The sequence below is a fragment of the Streptomyces sp. TG1A-60 genome, from assembly GCF_037201975.1.
Taxonomy (GTDB): Bacteria; Actinomycetota; Actinomycetes; order Streptomycetales; family Streptomycetaceae; genus Streptomyces.
Map to the genome: position 1 here is coordinate 991,612 of NZ_CP147520.1, position 23,327 is coordinate 1,014,938.

Annotated in this window: 17 protein-coding genes and 3 pseudogenes; 11 read left to right on the top strand and 9 right to left on the bottom strand. The window is 70.9% G+C overall.

Translation table 11 applies throughout. From position 1 onward, the window contains the following. The first annotated feature begins 69 nt into the window (after positions 1-69). Positions 70-1,241 (top strand): annotated as a pseudogene (locus WBG99_RS03765) (ATP-grasp domain-containing protein). Positions 1,242-1,566: 325 nt separating this feature from the next. On the opposite strand, the gene WBG99_RS03770 reads toward WBG99_RS03765, so the two are convergent. Both WBG99_RS03770 and WBG99_RS03775 read right to left on the bottom strand, forming a co-directional pair. Continuing rightward, the gene (locus WBG99_RS03770; protein WP_338894966.1) at positions 1,567-4,620 is read right to left on the bottom strand and encodes a glycoside hydrolase family 38 C-terminal domain-containing protein; all 3,054 of its coding nucleotides are present in this window, start codon (positions 4,618-4,620) and stop codon (positions 1,567-1,569) included. A gap of 57 nt (positions 4,621-4,677) precedes the next feature. Then, positions 4,678-6,018 (bottom strand): 6-phospho-beta-glucosidase, encoded by a 1,341-nt coding sequence (locus WBG99_RS03775; RefSeq protein WP_338894967.1) that lies wholly within the window; start codon positions 6,016-6,018, stop codon positions 4,678-4,680. A gap of 181 nt (positions 6,019-6,199) precedes the next feature. Between WBG99_RS03775 and WBG99_RS03780 the strand changes: the two genes are divergently transcribed. Beyond that, positions 6,200-6,634: a VOC family protein gene (locus WBG99_RS03780; RefSeq protein WP_338894968.1), complete on the top strand. Its 435-nt coding sequence runs from the start codon at positions 6,200-6,202 to the stop codon at positions 6,632-6,634. Positions 6,635-6,947: 313 nt separating this feature from the next. On the opposite strand, the gene WBG99_RS03785 is transcribed toward WBG99_RS03780, so the two are convergent. The 4 genes and pseudogenes from WBG99_RS03785 to WBG99_RS03800 all read right to left on the bottom strand — a co-directional run bounded on the left by WBG99_RS03785 (position 6,948) and on the right by WBG99_RS03800 (position 10,780). Then, complete coding sequence (locus WBG99_RS03785; RefSeq protein WP_338894969.1) at positions 6,948-7,403, bottom strand: MaoC family dehydratase; 456 nt, start codon at positions 7,401-7,403, stop codon at positions 6,948-6,950. 31 nt (positions 7,404-7,434) lie between these two features. Next, positions 7,435-8,935, bottom strand: a pseudogene (gene menE / locus WBG99_RS03790) (o-succinylbenzoate--CoA ligase). Positions 8,936-8,975: 40 nt separating this feature from the next. Further along, the gene (locus WBG99_RS03795) at positions 8,976-9,851 is read right to left on the bottom strand and encodes an amidohydrolase family protein (RefSeq protein ID WP_338894970.1); all 876 of its coding nucleotides are present in this window, start codon (positions 9,849-9,851) and stop codon (positions 8,976-8,978) included. Between the two features lie 11 nt (positions 9,852-9,862). Further along, positions 9,863-10,780: an SDR family oxidoreductase gene (locus WBG99_RS03800; protein ID WP_338894971.1), complete on the bottom strand. Its 918-nt coding sequence runs from the start codon at positions 10,778-10,780 to the stop codon at positions 9,863-9,865. A gap of 208 nt (positions 10,781-10,988) precedes the next feature. Here WBG99_RS03800 and WBG99_RS03805 point away from each other — a divergent pair, with 208 nt between their 5' ends. The 9 genes and pseudogenes from WBG99_RS03805 to WBG99_RS03845 all read left to right on the top strand — a co-directional run bounded on the left by WBG99_RS03805 (position 10,989) and on the right by WBG99_RS03845 (position 20,166). After that, positions 10,989-11,414 carry a MarR family transcriptional regulator gene (locus WBG99_RS03805; RefSeq protein ID WP_338900197.1) on the top strand — a complete coding sequence of 142 codons (426 nt, stop codon included), beginning with the start codon at positions 10,989-10,991 and terminating at the stop codon, positions 11,412-11,414. 10 nt (positions 11,415-11,424) lie between these two features. Continuing rightward, entirely contained in the window at positions 11,425-12,306 is an 882-nt protein-coding gene (locus WBG99_RS03810) for an IclR family transcriptional regulator (RefSeq protein WP_338894972.1), read from the top strand. A gap of 325 nt (positions 12,307-12,631) precedes the next feature. After that, entirely contained in the window at positions 12,632-14,020 is a 1,389-nt protein-coding gene (locus WBG99_RS03815; protein ID WP_338894973.1) for a glycoside hydrolase family 16 protein, read from the top strand. A 54-nt stretch (positions 14,021-14,074) separates the two neighbouring features. Next, positions 14,075-14,485: pseudogene (locus WBG99_RS03820) on the top strand (glucose-6-phosphate dehydrogenase); the annotation flags it as partial. Continuing rightward, entirely contained in the window at positions 14,482-15,420 is a 939-nt protein-coding gene (gene opcA / locus WBG99_RS03825; RefSeq protein ID WP_338894974.1) for a glucose-6-phosphate dehydrogenase assembly protein OpcA, read from the top strand. The pseudogene WBG99_RS03820 and the gene opcA, both read left to right, overlap by 4 nt. Before the next feature lie 142 nt (positions 15,421-15,562). After that, a complete protein-coding gene (gnd, locus tag WBG99_RS03830) occupies positions 15,563-16,444 on the top strand; it encodes a phosphogluconate dehydrogenase (NAD(+)-dependent, decarboxylating) (protein WP_338900198.1) in 882 nt (293 codons plus the stop codon). 111 nt (positions 16,445-16,555) lie between these two features. Further along, on the top strand, positions 16,556-18,016 hold the full coding sequence (locus WBG99_RS03835; RefSeq protein WP_338894975.1) for a membrane-associated oxidoreductase: 1,461 nt from the start codon (positions 16,556-16,558) through the stop codon (positions 18,014-18,016). A 221-nt stretch (positions 18,017-18,237) separates the two neighbouring features. Further along, on the top strand, positions 18,238-18,702 hold the full coding sequence (locus WBG99_RS03840) for a hypothetical protein (protein WP_338894976.1): 465 nt from the start codon (positions 18,238-18,240) through the stop codon (positions 18,700-18,702). Positions 18,703-18,939: 237 nt separating this feature from the next. After that, positions 18,940-20,166, top strand: a complete 1,227-nt coding sequence (locus WBG99_RS03845; RefSeq protein WP_338894977.1) for a serine hydrolase domain-containing protein — start codon at positions 18,940-18,942, stop codon at positions 20,164-20,166. A 22-nt stretch (positions 20,167-20,188) separates the two neighbouring features. Here WBG99_RS03845 and WBG99_RS03850 read toward each other — a convergent pair whose 3' ends face one another. From WBG99_RS03850 to ribA, 3 genes are all read right to left on the bottom strand, one after another. Further along, positions 20,189-21,340 (bottom strand): saccharopine dehydrogenase family protein, encoded by a 1,152-nt coding sequence (locus WBG99_RS03850; protein ID WP_338894978.1) that lies wholly within the window; start codon positions 21,338-21,340, stop codon positions 20,189-20,191. 7 nt (positions 21,341-21,347) lie between these two features. Then, entirely contained in the window at positions 21,348-22,388 is a 1,041-nt protein-coding gene (locus tag WBG99_RS03855) for a saccharopine dehydrogenase (protein WP_338894979.1), read from the bottom strand. Between the two features lie 223 nt (positions 22,389-22,611). Further along, entirely contained in the window at positions 22,612-23,271 is a 660-nt protein-coding gene (ribA, locus tag WBG99_RS03860; RefSeq protein ID WP_338894980.1) for a GTP cyclohydrolase II, read from the bottom strand. Between the last annotated feature and the right edge of the window lie 56 nt (positions 23,272-23,327).

A 23,327-nucleotide genomic window follows, 5' to 3' on the forward strand; every position in this document is an offset into this window, starting at 1 on the left:
TACCTCCATCCCCCTCGGCCGGGCACGGCCTGCTCCGCCGCGCCCGCGAACCTTTGAAAGGCGGCCTGCATGGTCTCTCCCGTACGCGTCTGGCTCAACCGCACGTACGCGGAGAACGTCTTCTTCATGGATCAGCTGCGGCATAATCCGCACGCTCGTTCGGTGGACATCCATGCCACGCACGGTGACGCCGACTCCCCCGTCCTGGCCGCCGCCGACACCGCCGATCTGGAGCCCGAGGGCCTGTCCCCCGCCGCGTACGTCGAGTACGCGCTCGACCAGTGCGCCAAGCGCGGCATCGACGTGTTCGTGCCCCGGCTGCACCAGGCGGCCATCGCGGCGCACCGCGCGGAGTTCACTGCTGTCGGTACGGCCCTGCTGGCGCCGCCCGCCGAGGCCATCGAGGTCTTCGAGGACAAGGGGACCGCGTACGAGGCGGTCCAGGCGTACGGCATTCCGGTGCCGCCGTGGTTCCGGGTGACGAACGCCGACGAACTCCTCGCCGCTGTCGAGGAGTTGGAGGCCGACGGGCACAGGGCGTGCTTCAAGCCGGCGTCCGGGGCGGGCGGTGTGGGCTTCCGCGTCGTCACGCGCGCCCCTTCTCTCTCACTCAGCTCAGCGGGTTTCCGACGCCGTACGTGCAGCTGGACATGGTCGTCGAGGCCGTGCGGGCGGCCGGGGAGCCCGTCGACTGGATGGTGATGCCGCGCCTCGAACAGCCGGAGGTGTCCGTCGACTGCCTCACCGGCCCCGACGGACGGATCCGCATGGCGGTGGGCCGCACCAAGAACGGGCGGCGTCGGGGGTTCTCCCTCAACCCGCCGTGGATCGATCCGGCGCGACGGATCGCCGAGTCCTTCGCGCTCCACTATCTGACGAACATTCAGTTCCGGATGTACGGCGACGAGCCGGTCCTCATGGACGTCAACACGCGTCCGGCGGGCGGGCTGCACCAGCTCGCCCTGTGCGGGATCAACGCCCCTTGGGCGGCGGTGCGGTTGGCACTGGGCGAGGACCCGGGTGATGTCGTGCCGACGCGGCTGGGCCAGGACTACGCGGTGGTTTCGGGGGCGCGGCCGGTGCGGACCGTGACTCTGCCGCACCAGCCGGAGGCCCTGGCCGCCCCGGCGGTCGCCGCGGAGCCCGCGGAGGCGCGGCTCCTCGCCGTCGCGTCCCCGGACGCCCCGGCCTCCGGCCCGGTCGTGTGCAAGCCGTCCGCCGACCGCCCCCTGGCGGTCTGACTGTCGCGGGAGCCGCGTCCCCGCCGGGGATTTCGGCGTCCTCGACGTTGCCTTCGCTCCGTGCCCGGCACGGACATGGCAGATGGAGGACCCGGCAGGGCGCGGAGGCGCAGCGGGTCAGTCGGGGGAGCCCCAGGCCCCGGCCAGTTCCCTCAGGCGCGGTGGCAGGTCGGCGGTGGTGCCGGCCTGGCTGGCCGGATGGATGCGACCGGACTTGATGGTGGTGGACCAGTCGCCGAGTTGGGGGCGGAAGGTGCCGTGGTCCTGGGTGCCGTAGGTCGCGGCGGGCGGTGCACCCGCCGCGACCAGCTGATGTACCGCTTCCTTAATTCTTGATGGGAAGGACTGCCAGCCGCAGCGTCTGCACCTCGAACGGGCGCAGCGTCACCGGGACGCCGTTCCCCTCCGTGGCCGCCTCCGCGAGCGGGCGCTCCAGCAGGTCGGCGAGCTGGGCCCCGGCGAGCGGGAAACCGGTGTGCAGGACGCCCCGGGCCCGGCCGCCGCGGGACTCGTAGAGCCGGACCACGACGTCGCCGGAGGCGTCGTCGGCGAGCTTGACCGCCTCGACGGTCACGCCCTCGCCGGTGACGGACACGACCGGTTCCGGGGCGCCCGCCGCGTCGGCGACGCGCAGCGGCAGGTTGAGGGCGTACCCCTCGGCGACCGCGTCGTCGATGCTCGCGCCGGGCAGGAGCGCGTAGGTGAGGCGGTGGCGGCCCTGGTCGGCCTCGGGGTCCGGGATGCGCGGGGCGCGGACCAGGCTGAGGCGGACGGTGGTGGTCGTACCGCCGTCCTCGCGGACCGTGCGGGAGACGTCGTGGCCGTACGTCGAGTCGTTGATGACCGCGACGCCGTAGCCGGGTTCGGCGATGTGCACCCAGCGGTGGCCCGAGACCTCGAAGCGGGCCGCCTCCCAGCTGGTGTTGGTGTGGGTGGGACGCTGGATGTGGCCGAACTGGATCTCGGCGGAGGAGTGCGGGGCGCGGACGTCCACCGGGAAGGCCGCCTTGAGGAACTTCTCGGCCTCGTGCCAGTCGATGTCCGTCTCGAAGTCGATCCGGGGGCTGCCGGCGCGCAGGGTGATCGTCTGGGTGATCCGTGAGCCCTTGCCGAACGATCGCTCCACGCGGATCGCGCCGAGAAGGGGGTCCGCCTCGACGACCGTGACGGACTCGGCGTCCAGCAGATCCGTGTAGCGGTTCCTGTAGTGCTTGTCGACGTCCCAGGCGTCCCAGTAGTTGGGGAGGTCGGTGTGCAGGCGCAGCAGGTTGCCCTTGTCGCCGAGAACCTCGCGGTCGGCGCGCAGGTCGCGGACGGAGGCGAGGGTGCCGTCCTCGGCCACCTCGACGCGGACGAGGCCGTTGTCGAGAACGCGGCCGGAGGCGGTGACGGGGTGCGGGAGCCCGGCGGGGGTGAGCGGCGCGCTGCCGTTGGCCGGTGCCTTCACGTACACCGGTGAACCCCCGGGCGTACGGACCACCTCGGCACGGTCGCGCGGACTGGTGTTGAAGACACGCGCGTCGCCGCCGCCGAGAGCCGCGACCGCCTCCCGTGTCAGCTCCTCCAGCTCCTTCGCCACCCTCGCGTACTCCGCCTCCGCCTCTCGGTGCACCCACGCGATCGACGATCCCGGCAGGATGTCGTGGAACTGGTGGAGGAGGACCGTCTTCCAGAGGCGGTCGAGCTTTTCGTGCGGGTACGTGTACTCCGGCGCGTGGAGCGCGGCTGTCGTCGCCCACAGCTCGGCCTCGCGCAGGAGGTGTTCGCAGCGGCGGTTGCCCTGCTTGGTGCGGGCCTGGGAGGTGTACGTGGCGCGGTGGAGCTCCAGGTACAGCTCTCCGTTCCAGACGGGGGCGTCCTCGTACTCGGCGCGGGCCTTGGCGAAGAACTCGTCGGGGTGTTCGACGACGACCTTCGGTGAGCCTTCCAGGTCGGCCAGGCGGCGGGCCCGTTCCATGATCTCGCGGGTGGGACCGCCGCCGCCGTCGCCCCAGCCGAAGGGGGCGAGGGAACGCGTGCCGGCGCCCTTCTCCCGGTAGTTGCGGACGGCGCGGTCCATCTCCGCGCCGCTGAAGCGGGCGTTGTAGGTGTCGACCGGCGGGAAGTGGGTGAAGATGCGGGTGCCGTCGATGCCCTCCCACCAGAAGGTGTGGTGGGGGAACTTGTTGGTCTGGTTCCAGGAGATCTTCTGGGTGAGGAACCACTCGTTGCCGGCGAGCTTGGCGAGCTGCGGGTAGGAGGCGTTGTAGCCGAAGGAGTCCGGCAGCCAGACGCCCTTGGTCTCGACGCCGAAGTGCTCCATGAAGAACCGCTTGCCGTGGATCAGCTGGCGGGCGATGGCCTCACCGCCGGGCAGGTTGCCGTCGGACTCCACCCACATGCCGCCGACGGGCACCCACTGGCCCTTCTCGACGGACTTCTTGATGCGCTCCCAGACGTGCGGGTAGTTGTCGCGCACCCACTCGTACTGCTGGGCCTGGGAGCAGGCGAAGACGAAGTCCTCGTACTCGTCGGCCAGGGCGGTGACGTTGGAGAAGGTGCGGGACGTCTTCCGCTTGGTCTCGCGGATGGGCCACAGCCAGGCCGAGTCGATGTGGGCGTGGCCGACGCCGGAGATGGTGTGGGCGCTGGCGTGGGCGGGCTTGGCGAGGACGGGGGTGAGGACCTCGCGGACGGCGGTGGCGCTGCCGGAGACGTCGTCGAGGTCGACGGCGTCCATGGCCCGGTCCAGGGCATGCAGGATCTCGTGGCGGCGGGGTTCGTGCTCGCCGAGGTGGACCATGAGTTCGCGCAGCACCTGTAGGTCCAGGTCGAGGTGGAAGACCTCCTCGTCGAGAACGGCGATGTCGGCGCGCCGGAAGACGTACAGCGGCTTGTCGCCGGCGGTGAGGATGTCGCCCAGCGGCGTGATCTTCGAGAAGTCGTCGGCGAGGATGTCGGGGTTGGAGGCCGCCTCGACCAGGTAGTCGACGGTCTCGCCGCCGCTGACGGGGTTACCGATCGGGACGTACTGGTTGAGCGGGTTGACCGCCTTCAGCGGGGTGCCGTCGGTGAGGTGGACCAGGGCCTCGGCCTGGTTGCCGGGCCAGCCGCCGACGAAGCCGAGGTCGATGACCGCCTCGACGCGGCGGCCCGCCCACACTGCGGGTACCTCTCCGCGCATCCGGAACCATGTCGTGCCCCAGGGCGGGCCCCACGGGGTGTCCATGGCGAAGGGTGTGTACGAGGCGGCTGCGGCCTCCTCGAAGGGGACGGGCTCGCCCGCCGCCTGCCAGGCCTCGACCTCGAAGGGCACGGAGGCCGCGTAGAGGGCGGGCTTGATGCGCTGGGTGTGGACGCGCTCGACGCGTTCCTCGATGCGGCGGCGTTCGTCATGCATGGCCGTACGTCTCCTCGCGGGTGCGGCTGGGGATGAGCAGGGGGAAGCTTCCCAGGGTCACTTCAGGTATCCGAGGCCGGGGTGGACGGCCGTGTAACCCTCGACCAGACGGCGGGCGACGTTCACGGAGTCCACGAGCGGGTGCAGCGCGAAGGCCTTCACCGCGGTGGCGCGGGAGCCGGCCTCGGCGGCGGCCAGGATCTCGCGTTCGACGGCCTTGACCGCGCTGACCAGGCCGGTGGCGTGGTCGGGCAGGGGGGCGACGGCGACGGGGTGGGCGCCGTTGGCGTCGACCAGGCAGGGCACCTCGATGACGGCCTCGGTGTCGAGGGACGAGAGGGTGGCCTTGTTGCGGACGTTGAGGATGAGGGTGGTGCGCTCGTCGCGGGCGATGGCCCGCATCAGGGCGAGGGCGACCTTCTCGTAGCCGCCGGAGAGGTCGTCGGCGTCGCGTTCGCCGGCGCCCGCCGTCTCGCGGTTCTCCGACATGTAGGTGGCCTCGCGTTCGGCGCGGGTGCGGTCCCAGGCCTTGAGTGCGTGGGCGTCGGGGCGCCGCATCTCCTCGTAGAAGCGGGCCTGTTGGTCTTTCAGGAAGGCGCCGCGGGTCTTCTCGGCCGCCTGGTAGGCGCGTACGGCCTCGCGGTTGAAGTAGTAGTAGTGCAGGTACTCGTTCGGGATCGCGCCGAGGGACCGGACCCAGTCGACGCCGAAGAGCCTGCCCTCCTCGAAGGAGCCGAGGAGGGCTCGGTCGGCGAGGAGGCGCGGGAGTTCGTCGCGGCCGGCGACGCGCAGGCCGCGGACCCAGCCGAGGTGGTTGAGGCCGGCGTAGTCGATCCAGGCCTCCTCGGGGTTCTCGACGCCGAGGACGCGGGCGATGCGCCGGCCGAGGCCCACGGGTGAGTCACAGATGCCGATGACGCGGTCGCCGAGGTGGCGGGACATCGCCTCGGTGACCAGGCCGGCCGGGTTGGTGAAGTTGATGAGCCAGGCGTCGGGGGCGAGGCGGGCCACCCGCCGGGCGATGTCGACGGCGACGGGGACCGTGCGCAGGCCGTAGGCGATGCCGCCGGCGCCGACGGTCTCCTGGCCGAGGACGCCTTCCGCGAGCGCCACCCGCTCGTCGTTCGCACGGCCTTCCAGGCCGCCGACGCGGATCGCGGAGAAGATGAAGTCGGCGCCGCGCAGGGCCTCGTCGAGGTCGGTGGTGGCGGTCACCTCGGGGGCGCCGGGGACGTCGGCGGCCTGCTCGGCGAGCACGCGGGTGACGGCGGAGAGCCGCTCGGCGTCCAGGTCGTGCAGGACGACATGGGTGACCCGGTCCTCGCCGCGGTCCCCGAGGAGCGCCCCGTGGACGAGGGGCACCCGGAATCCTCCGCCGCCCAGAATCGTCAGCCTCACGCAATTACCACCTTCATCGATCGTACACACGTACGGAGATCGTCGTCCGACACGTGTCACCCCGTCCCACGGCTCAAGGTCCCGCTCATCGCCAAGAGTCGGCCGCGCCCGCCACAACCTAGTGTCGCGGCAGGCGCGGGCCCGTGGAGACGACGAAAGACCCCGCTTCTAGGATGGACCGATGGCGTCGATCAAGCAGGTCCAAGTCACCTTCGACTGCGCAGAACCTGAGCGCGTCGCTCGTTTCTGGTGTGAGGTGTTGGGGTACGTCGTACCGCCGCCACCGGAGGGGTTCGCCACGTGGGGCGATTTCGATCGCGCGCTGCCGCCTGAGCGTCAGGGTGCGGCGTTCGCATGCATTGATCCCTCGGGCGTGGGCCCGCGCCTGTTCTTCCAGCGCGTTCCCGAAGGCAAGGTCGTCAAGAATCGGCTGCATCTTGACGTGCGGGTCGGCACCGGGCTCGTGGGCGAAGAGCGTCTGGCCGCACTTGAGGCCGAATGCGCGCGACTGGTCGCGCTCGGCGCGGTACGCGAGCGACTACTGCGTGCCGATGGCGTCAACGAGTCGTGCCTCGTGATGCAGGACATCGAGGGCAACGAGTTCTGTCTGGACTGAGTGGCCGCGAACCTGGCACCTTCGCCAGTCACTGGTGCGGTTTCGCCCTCCCGAGGGTCGCCGTCCCGTCGATCAGTTCGCGCCTGAGTTCGGCTGTGATCTCGTACGGGTGGACGATTCGGTGGAAGGCAGGAGTGAAGTTTCCCCTGATCTTGGACAGCGGGTGCTTACGCCGCGGGGGTGAAGTCCTGTCGCAGCCTGGCTCAAGTGGACCACGGGCCGCTGCGGCTGATCCGGACGCCCGTGGGGCGGAGCACCCCGAGGGGTGCTCCGCCCCACGACGGTTTCAGGGCTTTACGGCGCTCAGGCCTGCTCAGGCGTAGAACCGGGACAGGCTCTGCAGCACGGCCGCCGGCTTCGGCGCGCCCTCGATCTCGATCGTGCCGTCAACGGTGATCTGCACGCCGCCCGGTACGTCCTCGACCGAGGCCAGCCTGCCGACCAGACGGATCTTGGAGCCGACCTTCACCGGCGAGGGGAACCGCACCTTGTTGAGGCCGTAGTTGACCTTCGTCGACACACCCTCGACATCCAGCAGTTCTGTGAAGAGCGGGATGAACAGCGACAGGGTCAGGTAGCCGTGGGCGATCGGCGTCCCGAAGGGGCCATCGGCCGCCTTCTCCGGGTCGACGTGGATCCACTGGTGGTCCCCGGTCGCGTCGGCGAACGTGTTGATGCGTTCCTGCGTGACCTCGATCCACTCACTGGCGCCGAGGTCACTGCCGGCGAGCTTCTTGAGTTCGTCGATGCCGTTCACGGTGATGCTCATGGTGCCTGCTTTCCAGAAGAATGGCGGTGAGTCAGCTGTTTCCGTAGCGCTTGCGCACCCGGGCCTTCAGGAGCTTCCCGGAGGCCGTGCGCGGCAACTCCTCGGCGATCACGACCGACTTGGGGATCTTGTACTTGGCCAGCCGCCCGGCGAGGGAGGCCAGCACCTCGTCGGCGTCCAGGTCGGAGCCCGCGCGCGGTACGACGACCGCACGCGGCACCTCGCCCCACTTGTCGTCCGGTACGCCGATGACCGCGCACTCGACGATGTCGGGGTGGGCGAGGAGCTGGTCCTCGATCTCGGCCGGGTAGATGTTCTCCCCCGGAGATGATCATGTCCTTGATGCGGTCGACGATGAAGACATAGCCGTCCTCGTCGACCCGGGCGGCGTCCCCGCTGCGGAACCAGCCGTCGGCGAAGACCGCGGCCGTCTCCTCGGGCAGCCCCCAGTAGCCGGGCATGACGTGCGGCCCGCGGACCACGACCTCGCCGGGCTCGTCGACGTCGGCCGGTGTCATGTCCGGCCGTACGACCCGCACATCGCTGAAGAAGTGCGGCACGCCCGCCGAACCGGCCTTGCTCACGGCGTGCTCCGCGTCGAGGAAGAGCGTGCCGGGGGCCGCTTCCGTCATCCCGTAGCCCTGGAGGAAGGTGAGCCCGCGCTTTTGGAATGTCGCGATGAGCGGGGTCGGCACCGGGGAGCCGCCGCAGGACAGCACCCGCAGCGACGACAGGTCGGCGTCGGCCCAGCGCGGATGCCGGGCCAACTGGTCGAACATGGTCGGCACGCCGAACATGAAGGTGATCCCGTGCCGTTCGATCAGGTCGAAGGTGGCCTCCGGGACGAAGGCCTCGACCAGGACGCAGGTGCCGCCCTTGAGCAACACGGGCAGCGTGAGCATGTTCAGCCCGGCCGTGTGGAACAACGGGGCGGAGACCAGGGCGCGCTCGTCGGTGACGATGTCCTGGTCGACGAGTACGTTGACGGCGTTCCAGATGATGTTGCCGTGCGTGAGCATCGCGCCCTTGGGCCGGCCGGTCGTCCCCGAGGTGTACATGATGATGCAGGTGTCGTCGGCGGTGACGGGCTGGTCGATCGGCTCGGCCCCGGCCCCGGCGAGCAGCGCCTCGTACTCCGTGCCGGTCTCCACGAACGTACGGACGTCGGTGTCGCCGGGCAGTCCCGCGACGAGCCCGGTGAAACCGGACGCGTACACCAGCGCCTTGGCTCCGGAGTCCGCCAGCTGGTAGGCGATCTCGGGGCCCGCGAGACGGGTGTTGAGCGGGACGAAGACCGCGCCGAGGGTGCCGGCGGCGAACAGTGTCTCCAGGTACGAGGGGTGGTTGGGTCCCAGATAGGCGATGCGGTCGCCCCTGCGTACGCCGGAGGCGCGCAGGGCGTGGGCGAGGCGCGTGGTGCGCTCGTACAGCTCCGCGTAGGTGATGCTCCTGTCGCCGTGGACCAGGGCGGTACGCCCGGGGGTCTTGCGGGCCCGGCGTGCGGGCCACGACCCCAGTCCCTCATTGCGCATGTCTGATCCCCTGTCCGTCATTGCACATGGGGTGTGTCCCTCACGGTTTCGTCAGGCCGAGCAGACGGGCGGCGTTCTCCTTGAGGATCTTCGGTTTGACCTCGTCCTTGATCGACAGCTTCTCGAAGTCGGCGAGCCAGCGGTCGGGCGTGAGGACGGGATAGTCGGAGCCGAAGAGCACCTTGTCCTTGAGGAGGGTGTTCGCGTACTGCACGAGCTGCGGCGGGAAGTACTTCGGCGACCACCCGGACAGGTCGATGTACACGCCGGGCTTGTGCGTGGCCACGGCGAGGGCCTCGTCCTGCCAGGGGAAGGACGGGTGCGCCAGGATGATCTTGAGGTGCGGGAAGTCGGCGGCCACGTCGTCCACGTGCAGCGGGTTGGAGTACTTGAGGCGGATGCCGCCTCCGCCGGGCACTCCGGCGCCGATGCCCGTCTGGCCGGTGTGGAAGAGGGCGATCGCGCCCGTCTCCTCGATGACCTCGTACAGGTCGTACGCCACCGAGCGGTCGTTGGGGAAGAAGCCCTGGACGCTGGGGTGGAACTTGAAGCCCTTCACCCCGTACTCCTCGACCAGGCGGCGGGCCCGCTTCACGCCCGCCTTGCCGCGGAAGGGGTCGATGGAGGCGAAGGGGATCAGCACGTCCGCGTTGGCGGCGGCGGCCTCGGCGACCTCCTCGTTCGGGACGGGCTCGGTGCCGGTCGCGGACTCGGCGTCCACCGTGAAGATCACGGCGGCCATCTTCCGCTCGCGGTAGTAGGCGGCCGTCTCCTCCAGGGTCGGCTTCCGCTTGCCCTCGACCTTGAAGTAGGCGGAGGAGGCGTCATGCAGCTCGTCGTCCAGGGAGGACGCGCCCTTGGAGGAGACCTCGGCGTGCGTGTGGACGTCGATCGCGACCAGTTCGTCCACGTTCATGACGGGGTCCATCACGCCTCCGGGAACTTCGGGGCGGGGACGCCCACGGTCTGCGGCTCGGCGCCCAGCGAGGTCGGCCAGACGTCGGCGAGGGCCTCGGGGGTCCAGCCGCCGTTCGCGTACGCCGTCTTGATCTCCTGCGGATGCGACCAGAGTGCCACCTTGTCGCCGCCGATGCCGATGGCCTGGCCGGTGACACCGCGCGCGGCCTCGGAGGCGAGGAACGGGATCAGGGCCGCGCAGTCCTCGGGGGTGCCGAAGCCCTCGCCCTTGCGCAGGAAGTCAGGGAACGGCTTGCCCTCGCGCAGGGCCTCCACGTACGGGGCGAAGACCGGGATGGTCTCGGTCATCGCGGTGGCGGCGACCGGGATGACCGCGTTGACCGTGATGTTCGCGCGGCCCAGCTCCATCGCCCAGGTGCGGGCGAAGGCGGCGATGCCGGCCTTGGCGGCGGCGTAGTTCGTCTGGCCGAAGTTGCCGCGCTGGCCGGCCGGGGAGCCGACGAGGATCAGGGTGCCGCCCTCGCCCTGTTCGCGCATACGGACCGCGGCGGCGCGGGCGCAGGTGAAGGTGCCCTTGAGGTGGGTGGTGATCACCGCGTCGAAGTCGTCGTCGGACATCTTCCACAGCACCTTGTCACGCAGGATGCCCGCGTTGGTGACGAGGATGTCGAGCCGCCCGAACTCCTCCACCGCGCGGCCCACCAGCCGGTCGGCGGCCTCGGTCGTACCGACCGGGACGACCTCGGCCACGGCCTTGCCGCCCGCCTCGGTGATGGACTTCACGGCCGCTTCGGCCACGGCCTCGTCGATGTCGTTGACGACGACGGAGGCGCCGGCGGCGGCGAGGGCCTGTGCGTAGGCGAGGCCGAGGCCACGGCCACTGCCCGTGACGACGGCGACCTTGCCGGTGAGATCGATGCTGGGCACGAGTGGGGTCCCTTCGGTGGCTGTGCGGCGTCGAGATCGAAGTTAAGAGCAATAGTTGTTGACGTCAATAGTTGTTGTTCCCTGAGCGTTGCGTCATGCTGAGTGCAGTACGCAAAGCGCCGCCCCGTCCGGGGCCTCGATGAGGGAGCCCGCCATCGCCGGCCAGCAGACGCAGAACCCCGCCTCGATCGACGCGCACGAGCCGTGGATGCGCGGACTGCACGCGGACACTGGCTATCTGCTCTACCGCCTGGGTCTGCGGTCCGGGCAGCTGTTCAACTCCTCCCTCCAGGAGTCGGGCCTGCGACTGCGCCACTACGCGCTGCTGCGCTTCCTCGCCACGTCGCCGGGCGCGCTCCAGCGGGAGCTGAGCGCGTCCCTCGGTTACGACCCGAGTGCGATCGTCGGCCTGGTGGACGACCTGGAGCAGCTGGGCTTCGCCGAGCGGCGCCCCTCCCCCGACGACCGCCGCAGCCGGATCATCGTCCTCACCGAGGACGGCCGGTCCTTCCTCCGCGACACCGACGAGGCCGGTCAGCGCGTCACGAACGAGCTGCTGGAGCCCCTCGACACCGCCGAGCGCGATGCGCTCCACGTACTGCTGCAGAAGGTCGCCGAAGCCGGACTGGGGTGACGCCACGCCGATGAGCACCGACGCGCGCCGGTCGCCGGGGACCGCCTCCGGGCCCACTCCGCCGCCGGGGACCGCGCCCCGGCCGGCCGCACCGCCCGGTACCGCCCGCTCGGCGCCCGACCGGCTGCTCGCCGTGCTGGCCGCCTTCGACCACGACCATCCGGCGCTCTCCCTGACCGACATCAGCCGCCGCGCCGGGCTGACGCTCAGCACGGCCCACCGGCTGGTGGGCGCGCTCACCGAATGGGGTGCCCTGGAGCGGGACGACACCGGCGTCTACCACGTCGGGCTCAGGCTCTGGGAGGTCGCGGCCCTCGCCCCGCGCGGCCTCGCCCTGCGGCAGATCGCGCTGCCGTACCTGGAGGACCTCTACGAGGCGACGCACGAGAACGTGCAGCTGGCCGTGCGCGACGGCGACGAGGTCGTCTATATCGAGTGGCTCTCCGGGCGCTCGGCCGTCGGCGTCCACATCCGGGTGGGCGCACGCTGGCCCCTGCATGCCACGGGCGTGGGCCTGGCGCTCCTCGCGTACGGCGATGCGGCGTCCCAAGACGGCTACTGCCGAGAGTCGTTGACCTCCTTCACGCCGTACACCATCACCGACGGGCCCCGGTTGCGGCGCGTCCTCGCCGAAGTCCGGCGTACGGGTGTGGCGGTGAGCAGCCGCCAGATCACCGAGGACGCGCTGTCGGTCGCCGCACCGATACGCGGTCCGGGCGGGGCCGTGGTCGCCGCGGTGTCGGTCGTGGTGCCCCAGGCGGGCGCCCAGGTACCGGTGTTGACGCCCGCCGTACGGGTGGCGGCACGTGGGATCTCCCGGGCCCTGGGCTGGCAGCCGGACGAACCCCGGCGCGGGTCGCTGATACCGGGCCGGGGCACAGGGCCTTCCTGACCGGCGGCCGGCCCCCGGGTTCCTACTGGCCGACCGACGCCTGTGCGGACCGACCCTCCGCCTCCGCCGCCGGAGACCGACCGTCGCGGCACCGGGAATGACGGGCCGTCACCTCAGTCTGCTCTTGGCCGGGACCTCCGACGACGGCCGATGTTCCTATGGTGAACTCGCCCCTCCCCCAGGGACTTTCTCCGCTTTGACTCTTGACGACCGCAGCGTGGGAGCGCACATTGACCGCACGCTGCTTCTGAGAGCGCTCTCAGAACGGGCTCCGCAGAGTGCTCCCCACCCGCGCATTTCACTCCGTACACCCGAAGAGGCCGCTATGAGTGAAACCTCCGGCACACCCGTCAGACGTCGCCGCCCGCTCCGGCGCGTACTGCTCGCCACGGCAGGCGCGCTGGCGCTGGCGACGGCCTGGGCGACGACCGCGCAGGGGGCGGCACCCACACCGCCCGCCGGCTGGACGCAGGTCTTCGTCGACGACTTCAACGGCACGGCCGGCACCGGCGTGAACACCTCCCACTGGCAGTACGCGACCGGGACTTCCTATCCCGGCGGCCCCGCCGACTGGGGCACCGGCGAGGTCGAGACGATGACGAACAGCACCGACAACGTCTCGCTCGACGGCAACGGCAATCTGCGCATCACCCCGCTGCGCGACACCGCGGGCAACTGGACCTCCGGCCGCATCGAGACCAACCGCGCCGACTTCCGGCCCCCGGCGGGCGGCAAGCTGCGCGTCGAGTCGCGCATCCAGATGCCGAACGTCACCGGTACGGCGGCCGAGGGCTACTGGCCCGCCTTCTGGATGCTGGGCGCGCCGTACCGGGGCAACTACCAGAACTGGCCGAGCGTAGGCGAGCTGGACATCATGGAGAACGTCCAGGGCCGCAACCAGGTCTGGGCCACGATGCACTGTGGCACCAACCCGGGCGGCCCCTGCAACGAGACGACCGGCATCGGGAACTCCACCGCGTGCCCGAACACGACCTGCCAGTCCGGCTTCCACACCTACACGATGGAGTGGGACCGCTCGGTGACCCCCGAGACGATCCGCTTCTTCGTCGACGACGTCAACTTCCACACGGTCAACGCGAACCAGGTCGACGCGACGACCTGGAACAGCGCCACGAACCACGGCTTCTTCATCATCCTGAACGTGGCGATGGGCGGCGCCTTCCCGGACGCGTTCGGCGGCGGACTGGACGGCGACACCCGGCCCGGTGTACCCATGGTCGTCGACTACGTGCAGGTGCTGTCGGCCGGTGGGGGCACCACCACCCCGCCGCCGTCGGGCTCCCGTGACGCGTACAGCGCCATCCAGGCCGAGTCGTACAACGGCCAGAGCGGGGTCAGCACCGAGTCCACGGCGGACACCGGCGGCGGCCAGAACATCGGCTCCCTCGCCAACGGCGACTGGGCACTCTTCCGAAACGTCGACTTCGGCTCCACAGCCGCCACCCAGTTCGTCGCCAGGGTCGCCAGCGGGGCGAACCCGGGTGTGAGCGGCCTGGTCGAGGTCCGGCTCGACAGCCGTACGAGCACACCGGTCGGCAGCTTCTCCATCGCCGGCACCGGGGGCTGGCAGTCCTGGCGGACGGTGCCCGCCAACATGAGCCGAGTCACCGGCACCCACGACGTCTACCTGACGTTCACGAGCGGTCAGCCACAGGACTTCGTGAACGTGAACTGGTTCAACTTCGGCCGCTGAGCGGCTTGTCGGCACCGTGTCACAGGGGCTTCGCGCACTCGCGCGAAGCCCTTCGTCACGGAGATCGCGGTCGTCCTCCAGCGCGCCCCGCACTCCCCGTTCGACTCCACGGCCACCGACGGAGCCGGGACAGAACGCGATCGTCATCCGGGTGCAGCCGGACGAGGGAACGACCGTGCGCTTCGGTTCGGAGGCACCGGGTACCTTGATGGACTTCGCGTACGGCGAGTCGTTCTCCGGCTCCAGCCCGGAGGCGTACGAACGGCTGATCCTGGACGTGCCGCTCGGCGACGCCAACCTCTTCCCCCGCCATCAGGAGGTGGAGGAGTCCTGGAGGATCCTCGACCCGGTCGAGGAATACTGGGCGGGTCACGGCAGGCCCCGCGGTACGCCTCGGGCAGTTGGGGACCCGAGGAAGCGGACGAGATGCTCGCACGAGACGGACGGAGCTGGCGCAGGCCATGAAATTCGACCTGACGGACACCACGGCAAGCAAGATCAACAAGGCCCTGGTGCGGGGCCGCCGGGCCATCGGCACGCCCGCGGTGGGCATGGTCCTCACGATGGTGATCGTGACGGACGAGGAGAACGCGTACGACTCGATGAGGGCGGCCGAGGAGGCCTCGCACGAGCACCCCTCGCGCACCCTGGTCGTCATCAGGCGGCACGCCCGCACGCCGAAGGACCGTACGAAGTCACATCTGGACGCCGAGGTGCGGGTCGGCGCCGACGCGGCCTCCGGCGAGACGGTCGTGCTGCGGACGTACGGCGAGGTGTCCGACCACGCCGACTCCGTGGTCCTGCCGCTGCTGCTGCCGGACGCGCCGGTGGTGGTGTGGTGGCCGGTGGACGCGCCGGAGAACCCGGCGAAGGACCCGCTGGGCGCGCTCGCGCAGCGCCGGATCACCGACATGTACGCCGTGGAGACCCCGCTCGCCGCCCTGGAGCAGCGGGTCGCGTCCTACACCCCCGGGGACACCGACCTGGCATGGACCCGGCTGACGCCGTGGCGTTCGATGCTGGCGGCCGCCCTCGACCAGGCCGTGGCGACCATCACCTCGGCCTCGGTGGAGAGCGAGGCCGACAACCCGAGCGCCGAGCTGCTGGCCCGCTGGCTGGAGGCCCGTCTCGGTGTGTCCGTCGAGCGGGTGCTGACCGCCGGGCCGGTCGTGACGGGCGTGCGCCTGGGCACCGAGAAGGGCGAGATCGTCATCGACCGCCCCGAGGGCCCGCTCGCCACGCTCACCCTGCCGGGCCAGCCGTCCCGCACACTCGCCCTGAAGGTGCGTCCCACCTCCGAACTGATCGCCGAGGAGCTGCGGCGCCTCGACGCTGACGACATGTACGCCATCGCCCTGCGCGGCGGCGAGGTCGACCGGGGGGTGAGCGCCCGTGACTGACCCGTACCGGCTCGACCGGCGCCCCGGGCGGGCCGAACGGACCGTCGTACCCACGGTGGCCGCGTACCGCACGCCTCGGAACGCCCACGTCCGCTCCCCCACCACTCATGACGCTCGGAAGAAGTGAACTGACTTGACAGCGATGCAGCTGGGCCTCATCGGTCTCGGCAAGATGGGCGGCAACATGCGCGAGCGGATCCGCCGCGCCGGCCACACCGTCATCGGCTACGACCGCGATCCCGGCCTCTCCGACGTGGGCAGCCTGGCCGAACTGGTCGAGCGTCTCGACGGCCCGCGCGCGGTGTGGGTGATGGTGCCCGCCGGTGGCCCCACGCAGTCCGTCGTCGACGAGCTGGCGGAACTGCTGTCGCCCGGCGACACGGTCGTCGACGGCGGCAACTCCCGCTGGACGGACGACGAGAAGCACGCGGCCGAACTGGGCGCGAAGGACATCGGCTTCGTCGACGCGGGCGTCTCCGGTGGCGTGTGGGGCCTGGAAGACGGCTATGCCCTGATGGTCGGCGGCGACCCCGAGCACGTCGAGCGGCTCCGGCCGGTCTTCGAAGCGCTCAAGCCGGAAGGGCCGTACGGCTATGTCCACGCCGGCAGGGTCGGCGCCGGTCACTTCTCCAAGATGGTCCACAACGGCATCGAGTACGCCTTGATGCAGGCGTACGCCGAGGGCTGGGAGCTGCTGGAGAAGGCCGACTCGGTGACGGACGTGCGCGAGGTCTTCCGCTCCTGGCAGGAGGGGACCGTCATCCGCTCCTGGCTGCTCGACCTCGCCGTCAACGCGCTCGACGAGGACGAGCACCTGGGGGAGCTGCGCGGTTACGCCGAGGACTCGGGCGAGGGGCGGTGGACGGTCGAGGCCGCCATCGACCACGCGGTGCCGCTCCCCGCCATCACCGCCTCGCTCTTCGCCCGCTTCGCCTCGCGCCAGGACGACTCCCCGCAGATGAAGATGGTCGCCGCGCTCCGGAACCAGTTCGGGGGCCACGCGGTCGAGTCCTCGCAGGAGTGACCCGGTCGGCCTGCGGTGGCAGCCGGGGGCGGAAGCCGGGATCCGGCCAGCAACGCGAGGCCGGATCGCGGCAGTTGACAGGTACAAGCGTGCCCGGTGAGAGTCCCGGTGATGATGATCAATGATCTGACGGCGACCGAGCGGCGGGTGTGGGACGCCTTTCCGCTGGGCGTGGCGGTGGACTTCACGGTCCCGGGTGCCGAGGACGAGGACGAGGACGCCGGGTGGGGCCCGGAGCGGACCGTACGGGCCCGGGTGCTGCGGGCGTTGCTGCTCACCGCACCCCAGGAGGAAGGTGAGGTCGCCGCCCTCAAGATCGCGGGGGCCCGGATCACCGGCGGACTGGACCTGAAGTACGCGACGGTCGACAGCGTCGTACGGCTGAGCGACTGCCGTTTCGACGAGGTCCCCGACTTCTCGGGCGCGCAGCTAAGCTACCTCAATCTGACCAAGTCCCGGCTCCCCGGCCTGCGTTCGGCACGGGTGCGGGTCGACGGCGGACTGCGGTTGACGGACTGCCGGTTCCGGGGGCCGGTGAAGCTGACCGGCGCGCAGATCGCCGGAACCCTCTTCATGGAACGGGCCGAGTTCACCGCGCCGGCCGACGAGCCCGCACTGTGGCTCAACCAGGCGGAGGTCGGAGAGGAGTTGTGCGCTCCCGGGCTGCGTGCGGACGGCGAGGTCAGGCTCGGCGGCGCCCATGTCGCCGGCGCGGTCGACCTGCGGCACGCCCGGCTGCACCGGCCCGGCGGCACCGTTCTCAGCGCGGAGGCACTGGTCACCGAATCCGACGCCGTGCTGCGGCGCGCGCGGGTACAAGGCCGGGTCGAGCTGCGCGGTGCCCGCCTGGGTGGCCGGCTGGACCTGTCGTACGTGCGCCTGTCGAACCCCGGTGGTACGGCCTTGCGGGTGAGCAGTTGCGTCATCAGCGAGCTGTGGCTGCGCAACGGCCCTCCGGTGGAGGGCGCCCTCAATATGCGCCGCGCCCAGATAGAAGTGCTGTTCGTGGAGCCGGACATGCTGCCGGACAAGGTTCTCCTGAACAGCCTCACCTACACCTCGCTCATCCCGCACGAGCCCGCCGAGCGCCGGCTGCCCATGCTGGAGCGAGACGGGGAGGCGTATCTGCCGTACTCCTACGAGCAGTTGACCGCGGCGTACCGCAGGATCGGTGACGAGGACGCCGCCCGGCGCGTCCAACTCGCCAAGCAGCGCCGCCATCACGCCACACTCCGCTGGCACGGACGGCTCTGGGGCTACGCCCAGGACGCCGCCGTCGGCTACGGCTTCCGCCCGCTGCGCGCGGCCGTCTGGCTGCTGTCGCTGATGGCGGTGGGCTCCGTGACCTACGCGGTGCAGCCGCCGAGCCCGCTCAAGGCGGACGAGGCCCCGGCGTTCAACCCGGTCGTCTACACCCTCGACCTGCTCCTCCCGATCATCGACTTCGGCCAGGAGCGGGCGTACGCACCCGAAGGCTGGGGGCAGTGGCTGTCGTACGTGCTCGTCATCACCGGCTGGATCCTGGCGACGACGGTGATCACGGGTGTGACGCGTACGGTCAGCCGCCAGTAGGAGCCGTACGCCCCCGACCGGACACCATGCACCCGGGTGTCCCACCCCGCCGCGAAGGGCCCGGCAGCGCGGAGGCATGATGGCCGCACCGCGATGGTGTGGCGCGTGGCTGAGGGGGACGGACGAAGCGCGGTGAGGACCCTCGCCGAGCCACCCCGCGCCCGTGGGAGGGGTGGCCCTCGGCCCGGACCGGGCGGCGGCGCTGGAGGATCGCCCTGCTCGTGCCGCTCATCGGCGTGGCGGGGTGCGGGCTGGTCGTCGCACTGCCGGCGGGGGCGCTGGTTCTGATGTTCGTCGTGGGGCGGATGTCGGTCCCCGCCCCCGAGGGGGAGCCCCTGGCCATCAACGCGACCGAGGTCACGGGCACCTGGGTCGACGAACAGGGCGGACGTCTGGTGCTGAAGGGGGACGGCACGTTCGCCTCGGACGGGGTCTGCGGCGACTTCGACGACGACCAGCTCAACGACGTCTCCGCGCCGGACCCGGGCGCGGGCACCTGGGAACACGACACCTGGGACGACTTGGACACGGACTCGCCGGTGTCCAAGGTCCACCTGACGTTCGCGCCCAGCGGAGTGTGGACCGGGTACGAGGCTCGGGGCACCTCGAAGGCGCCCCTCCTGTGGACGTACGCCGGAGACCCCGACAGCGGCGATCTCTGCGTACCGGGGAAGGCAGCGAAGTAGCGCGTCGCCGCACCCCCGCCCTCGATGCCGCGTGTCGGTGGCGGTCCACCACGCTCATGCCCCTCGGCACGGGTCCCGCGCTGCTGCTCCTGGCCGCCGTGGCCGCGCTCGGTGCGCCGCTCGCCGTGCGAATGCCCCGACCCGCCCGTCCCGCGAGGGATGGAACGCGATCAGTACGGAACGATGAAGGCAAGGATGAACGCGAGCCGAAACCCGGGCAACCGGAGGAGAACCACCATGGAACGACTGCGCCAAGAGGTCGAGCCGCGCGAGGCCGGCCTCGACCCGAAGACCCTGGCCCGACTGGAGGAGTACCTCGCCCTCCAGGTCGACGAGGGCCGACTGCCCGGCTATCTGCTGTCCCTCGCCCGCGGCGGCCGTGTCGCCCGTCTCGCGACGTACGGACAGCGTGACCGCGAGGCCGGACTCCCGGTGGAGACGGACACGTTGTGGCGGGTCTACTCCATGACGAAACCCGTCACGTCGGTCGCCGCACTGATACTGGTCGAGGAGGGACGGCTGTCGCTCACGGACCCGGTCTCCCGCTACCTCCCGGAGTTCGCCGAGCCGCGCGTGTACGAGTCCGGGGAGGGCGCCGGGACCCGGACCCGCCCGGCCGAGCAGCCGATCCTCGTCCGTCACCTGATGACCCACACCTCCGGCCTGACCTTCGGCTTCTACTACGACCACCCCGTCGACGCGCTCTACCGCGACGCGGGTCTGGAGACCTCCGTCCGGCCGGGCGCCGACCTGGCACAGACGTGCGCCCAGTACGCGGGCCTTCCCCTGCAGTTCGAGCCGGGTTCTCAGTGGAACTACTCGGTCGCCACCAATGTCCTCGGGCGGATCATCGAGGTGGTGTCGGGGCAGGCCCTCGACCGGTTCTTCGCCGAGAGGATCCTCGGCCCGCTCGGGATGACGGACGCCGGCTTCCAGGTCACGCCCGAACAGACGGACCGGCTGGCCGAGTTGTACGGCGAGCAGGAGGACGGCTCGATCGCGCCCGTCCCCGGCCTGCCCCTGCGCGGCCGTCCGCGCTTCCTGTCCGGCAGCGGTGGCATGGTCGCCACCGCCCGGGACTACCACCGCTTCACCGAGTTCCTGCGCCGCCGCGGCGAACTCGACGGCGTACGGCTCCTGTCGCCCGCGTCCGTCGACACGATGGCCACCAACCAGCTGCCCTCAGGCGCCGACATCCACACCCACGGCAGCCCCTTCCACCGGCAGCCCGGCAACGTGGGCGTCGGCTTCGGCCTCGGCGTCTCCGTGGTGATCGACCCCGACGTCACCCAATGCCCCTCCTCCCTGGGAACGTTCGGCTGGACCGGCGCCGCCACCACGATCTTCTGGGTCGACCCGCGCCGCGACCTCACGGTCCAGTTCATGACCCAGGTACGGCGACGGTCGTCCTTCTCCGTCTATCCGGAGCTGAAGCGACTGGTGCACGAGGCCGTCGTAGGCTGAGATCCCGTGTCCGCCGGACCGCTCAGTCGATCCGCAGACCGAACTCCACACCGTCCTCGGCGAGTTCGCGGAGCCACGCCTCCGACCGTTCCCCCGTCTCCGCCGCCCGGCTCAGCCCCGCCGGCAGCGAACCGTCGAGGATGTGGCCGACGCCGAGGGCCAGGGGGCGGGACACCAGGCGGGCCATGGCGCTCTCCTCGGGCGTGCCGGTCAGGTCGAGGAGGTAGCGGCCGGACCAGTGGCCGCCGGAATCGGTGTGGACGGCGAGGGAGACGGCGAGGACGACGCGGTCCCGGTCGGCCTCGGTGGTCGGGTAGCGGGCTGCCAGCTCGCGGGCCAGCGCGGCGACGCGCTGGTCGTCGTCGCGTTCGAGTTCCGCGAAGACGGGTGCCCAGGCGGTCAGCCAGCCGTCGAGGCGGAGGGTGCCGCGGACGAAGGTCTGCGGTTTCCAGGCTCGCGGGAGGCCGTACTGGGCCACGAAGGGGACGCTGTCCCGGTTGGGGTAGGCCTCGAAGGTCTCGCCGTCGATGACGAGGGGGCGGGTGGCCGTCCAGGGGCGGCCGACCGTCGTCTCGGCGCCGTCCTCGATGTAACGGGCCGGTGCGCGCAGAGCGTTGAGCACTCCGGCCGGTGCCCAGCTGAAGCGGTACCTGAACTCGTTGGGGACCGCCGGGACGCCGCCGCAGTACGAGGTGAGGCGGTATGAGGCGGCGGTCTCCGCTCCGATCGCCTCACTCGCCCGGGCGATCAGGCTGTGCGCGAAGAGATGGTCGATGCCCGGGTCCAGGCCGGTCTCGGTGAGGACGGTGACACCCGCCGCCCCGGCCGCCGGTACCAGCTCCAGGACCGCTTCCGAGACATAGCTGGAGCAGGCGAAGTGGGCCCGCGCCCCGACACACGCCCCGAGCAGCGGGGCATGGTCCGGTGCCGGAAGCATCGAGACCACCACGTCTCCCGGGGCCAGCTCGGCGACGAGCGCCGAGGGCGTGTACGCGCGGGGCTCGGCACGGCCCGTCAGGCCCAGTGCGGCCAGGGCCCGCTCGGCGCGCTCCTCGGTGCGGTGCCACAGCCGGACGCGGGCGGCGGTGTCGCACAGCGCCGCCAGACCGCTGCCCGTGGACAGGCCGGCACCGACCCAGTGGACGGTGCCGCTCGCGGGGACCACTTCAGTCATCGGACAACTACCTTTCCGTGACGCCGAGTACGTCGCTCACCTGACGGAACCGGTCCAGGCAGCGGCCCCACGCCCCGCCCGTCCCGAAGTCCAGCAGCTGCGGCAGCAGCGCGGCCGAGAAGTCGGTGCTCGCCTCACGGGGCAGCAGCGAGGGGAGGTTGTCGATGGCGATGAGGTCGAGCGGGGGATGTTCGCGCAGCCGCCGAACGGGGCGGTCCCATTCCGTGGTCGTGTCGTAGAAGGGCAGGACGTTCATGGGTGAGCCGACGTCGACGGTGACGTCGGAGACCGTCCTGAGCCGGCGGTCCGGTCCGTCGAGGTCCTTGTCCGTCAGGAAGGGCGGGACGGGGGTGGTCGTCAGGACGGTGTTGACCATCAACTCGTGGGCGAGCAGGGCCGGTCGGTCCAGGTCGCGGGTCTCGGCCAGGTCCCAGCAGGTCGGCTCGACGCCGGCCTCGCCGAGCGCCGCGCGCGCACCCCGGCCGCTGCGCCCGAGGGCGCCGATGACCAGGGCGGTCACGTCACCGGTGGACGCGCGGAGCCGGGCCTCCATCGCCTCCTTCGAGGTGGGCTGGAGCGGTGCCTCCAGGGCACCCCGGTGGTGGAGTACGGCGAGGGCCGCGCCCAGGTAACCGGCCCAGAAGCCGAAGGCGGCGAGCCTGCGGCCCTGGTCGTCCACCAGATACTCCAGGTCGAGCAGCGCACCGCCCCCGGCCGTGAACCTGCGGAGCAGGGCCTCGGCGCCGGGCTGCCCCTTGTAGGCGTGACCGAAGAAGACATGGCGATGGGTCAATTCGGCTGGCTGGTCGGGGAGTTCCTTGAGGCCGACGATCACCGCGTGCGGCGGTGCCGACACCCATGAGCCGGGGGCGGCGATCTGACACCCTGCCTCCTCGTACTCCTCGGCGGGGAAGATCCGCTGCGGGGAGTCCTCGACGGTGATCCTCGCCCCGCTCTCGACGAGCCGCCGTGCGTCGGACGGCACGATCGGGGTACGGCGTTCGGTGGTACGGGTCTCGTGGCGGAGCCACGAGTGGAGATCGTTCATACGAGGTTGGCCTCCGGGCGCAGGGAGCGGCCGTGAACCGGTCGACGCTCAGCGGGCTGATGTCGACGAAGGGTACGCGCCCCTCTCGGTGTGCCGGCCGGAAGTCCTCGTACTGGACGTACTCGGACTTCCGGCCGGTGCGGCGAGAGGGCGTGCCTGGCGTCGCGACGGGGCGAACGTCGCCTGCCGCGGCCCTGGACGGCCGCCGCGCGAGCCCCGGCGCTCAGGACGAGCGGACCACCGCGTCCAGATGCGGCAGGTAGTGGTCGAGCCGCTCGCGCTTGGTGCGCAGGTACGTGATGTTGTCCTCGCACGGCGTGATCAGCAGGGGCACCTGCTCGGAGACCTTGATGCCGTGGCGCAGCAGCGCCTCCCGCTTGCGCGGGTTGTTCGACATCAGCCGGACCGACCGGACGCCGAGGTCGTGCAGCATCTCGGCCGCCACCCGGTAGTCGCGGGCGTCCACGGGCAGGCCGAGGGCGAGGTTCGCCTCGACCGTGTCCAGGCCCTCCGCCTGGAGCTTCATCGCCTGCAGCTTGGCGAGCAGGCCGATGCCGCGCCCCTCGTGGCCGCGCAGGTAGACGAGGATGCCGCGACCCTCCGCGACTATGGCCCGCAGCGCGCTGTCGAGCTGCTCGCCGCACTCGCAGTGCTGGGAACCGAACGCGTCGCCGGTCAGGCACTCCGAGTGCAGCCGGATGAGAATTTCCTCACCGCCGCTGATGTCGCCGTACACCAGTGCCACTTGTTCCTCGCCGCGGTCCTGGTCGAGATAGCCTACGGCCTCGAAGTCGCCATAGGTCGTGGGCAGGGGGGCGTTCACCACGCGTACGGCGCCGGAGGACTGGGCATTCGTGCCGAGTACACCAACATTTTCTGTCATGATCTGGTTCCTATCTGGTAAGCCCTGGCGTCATGGGGAAATGACGGAGCATCAGA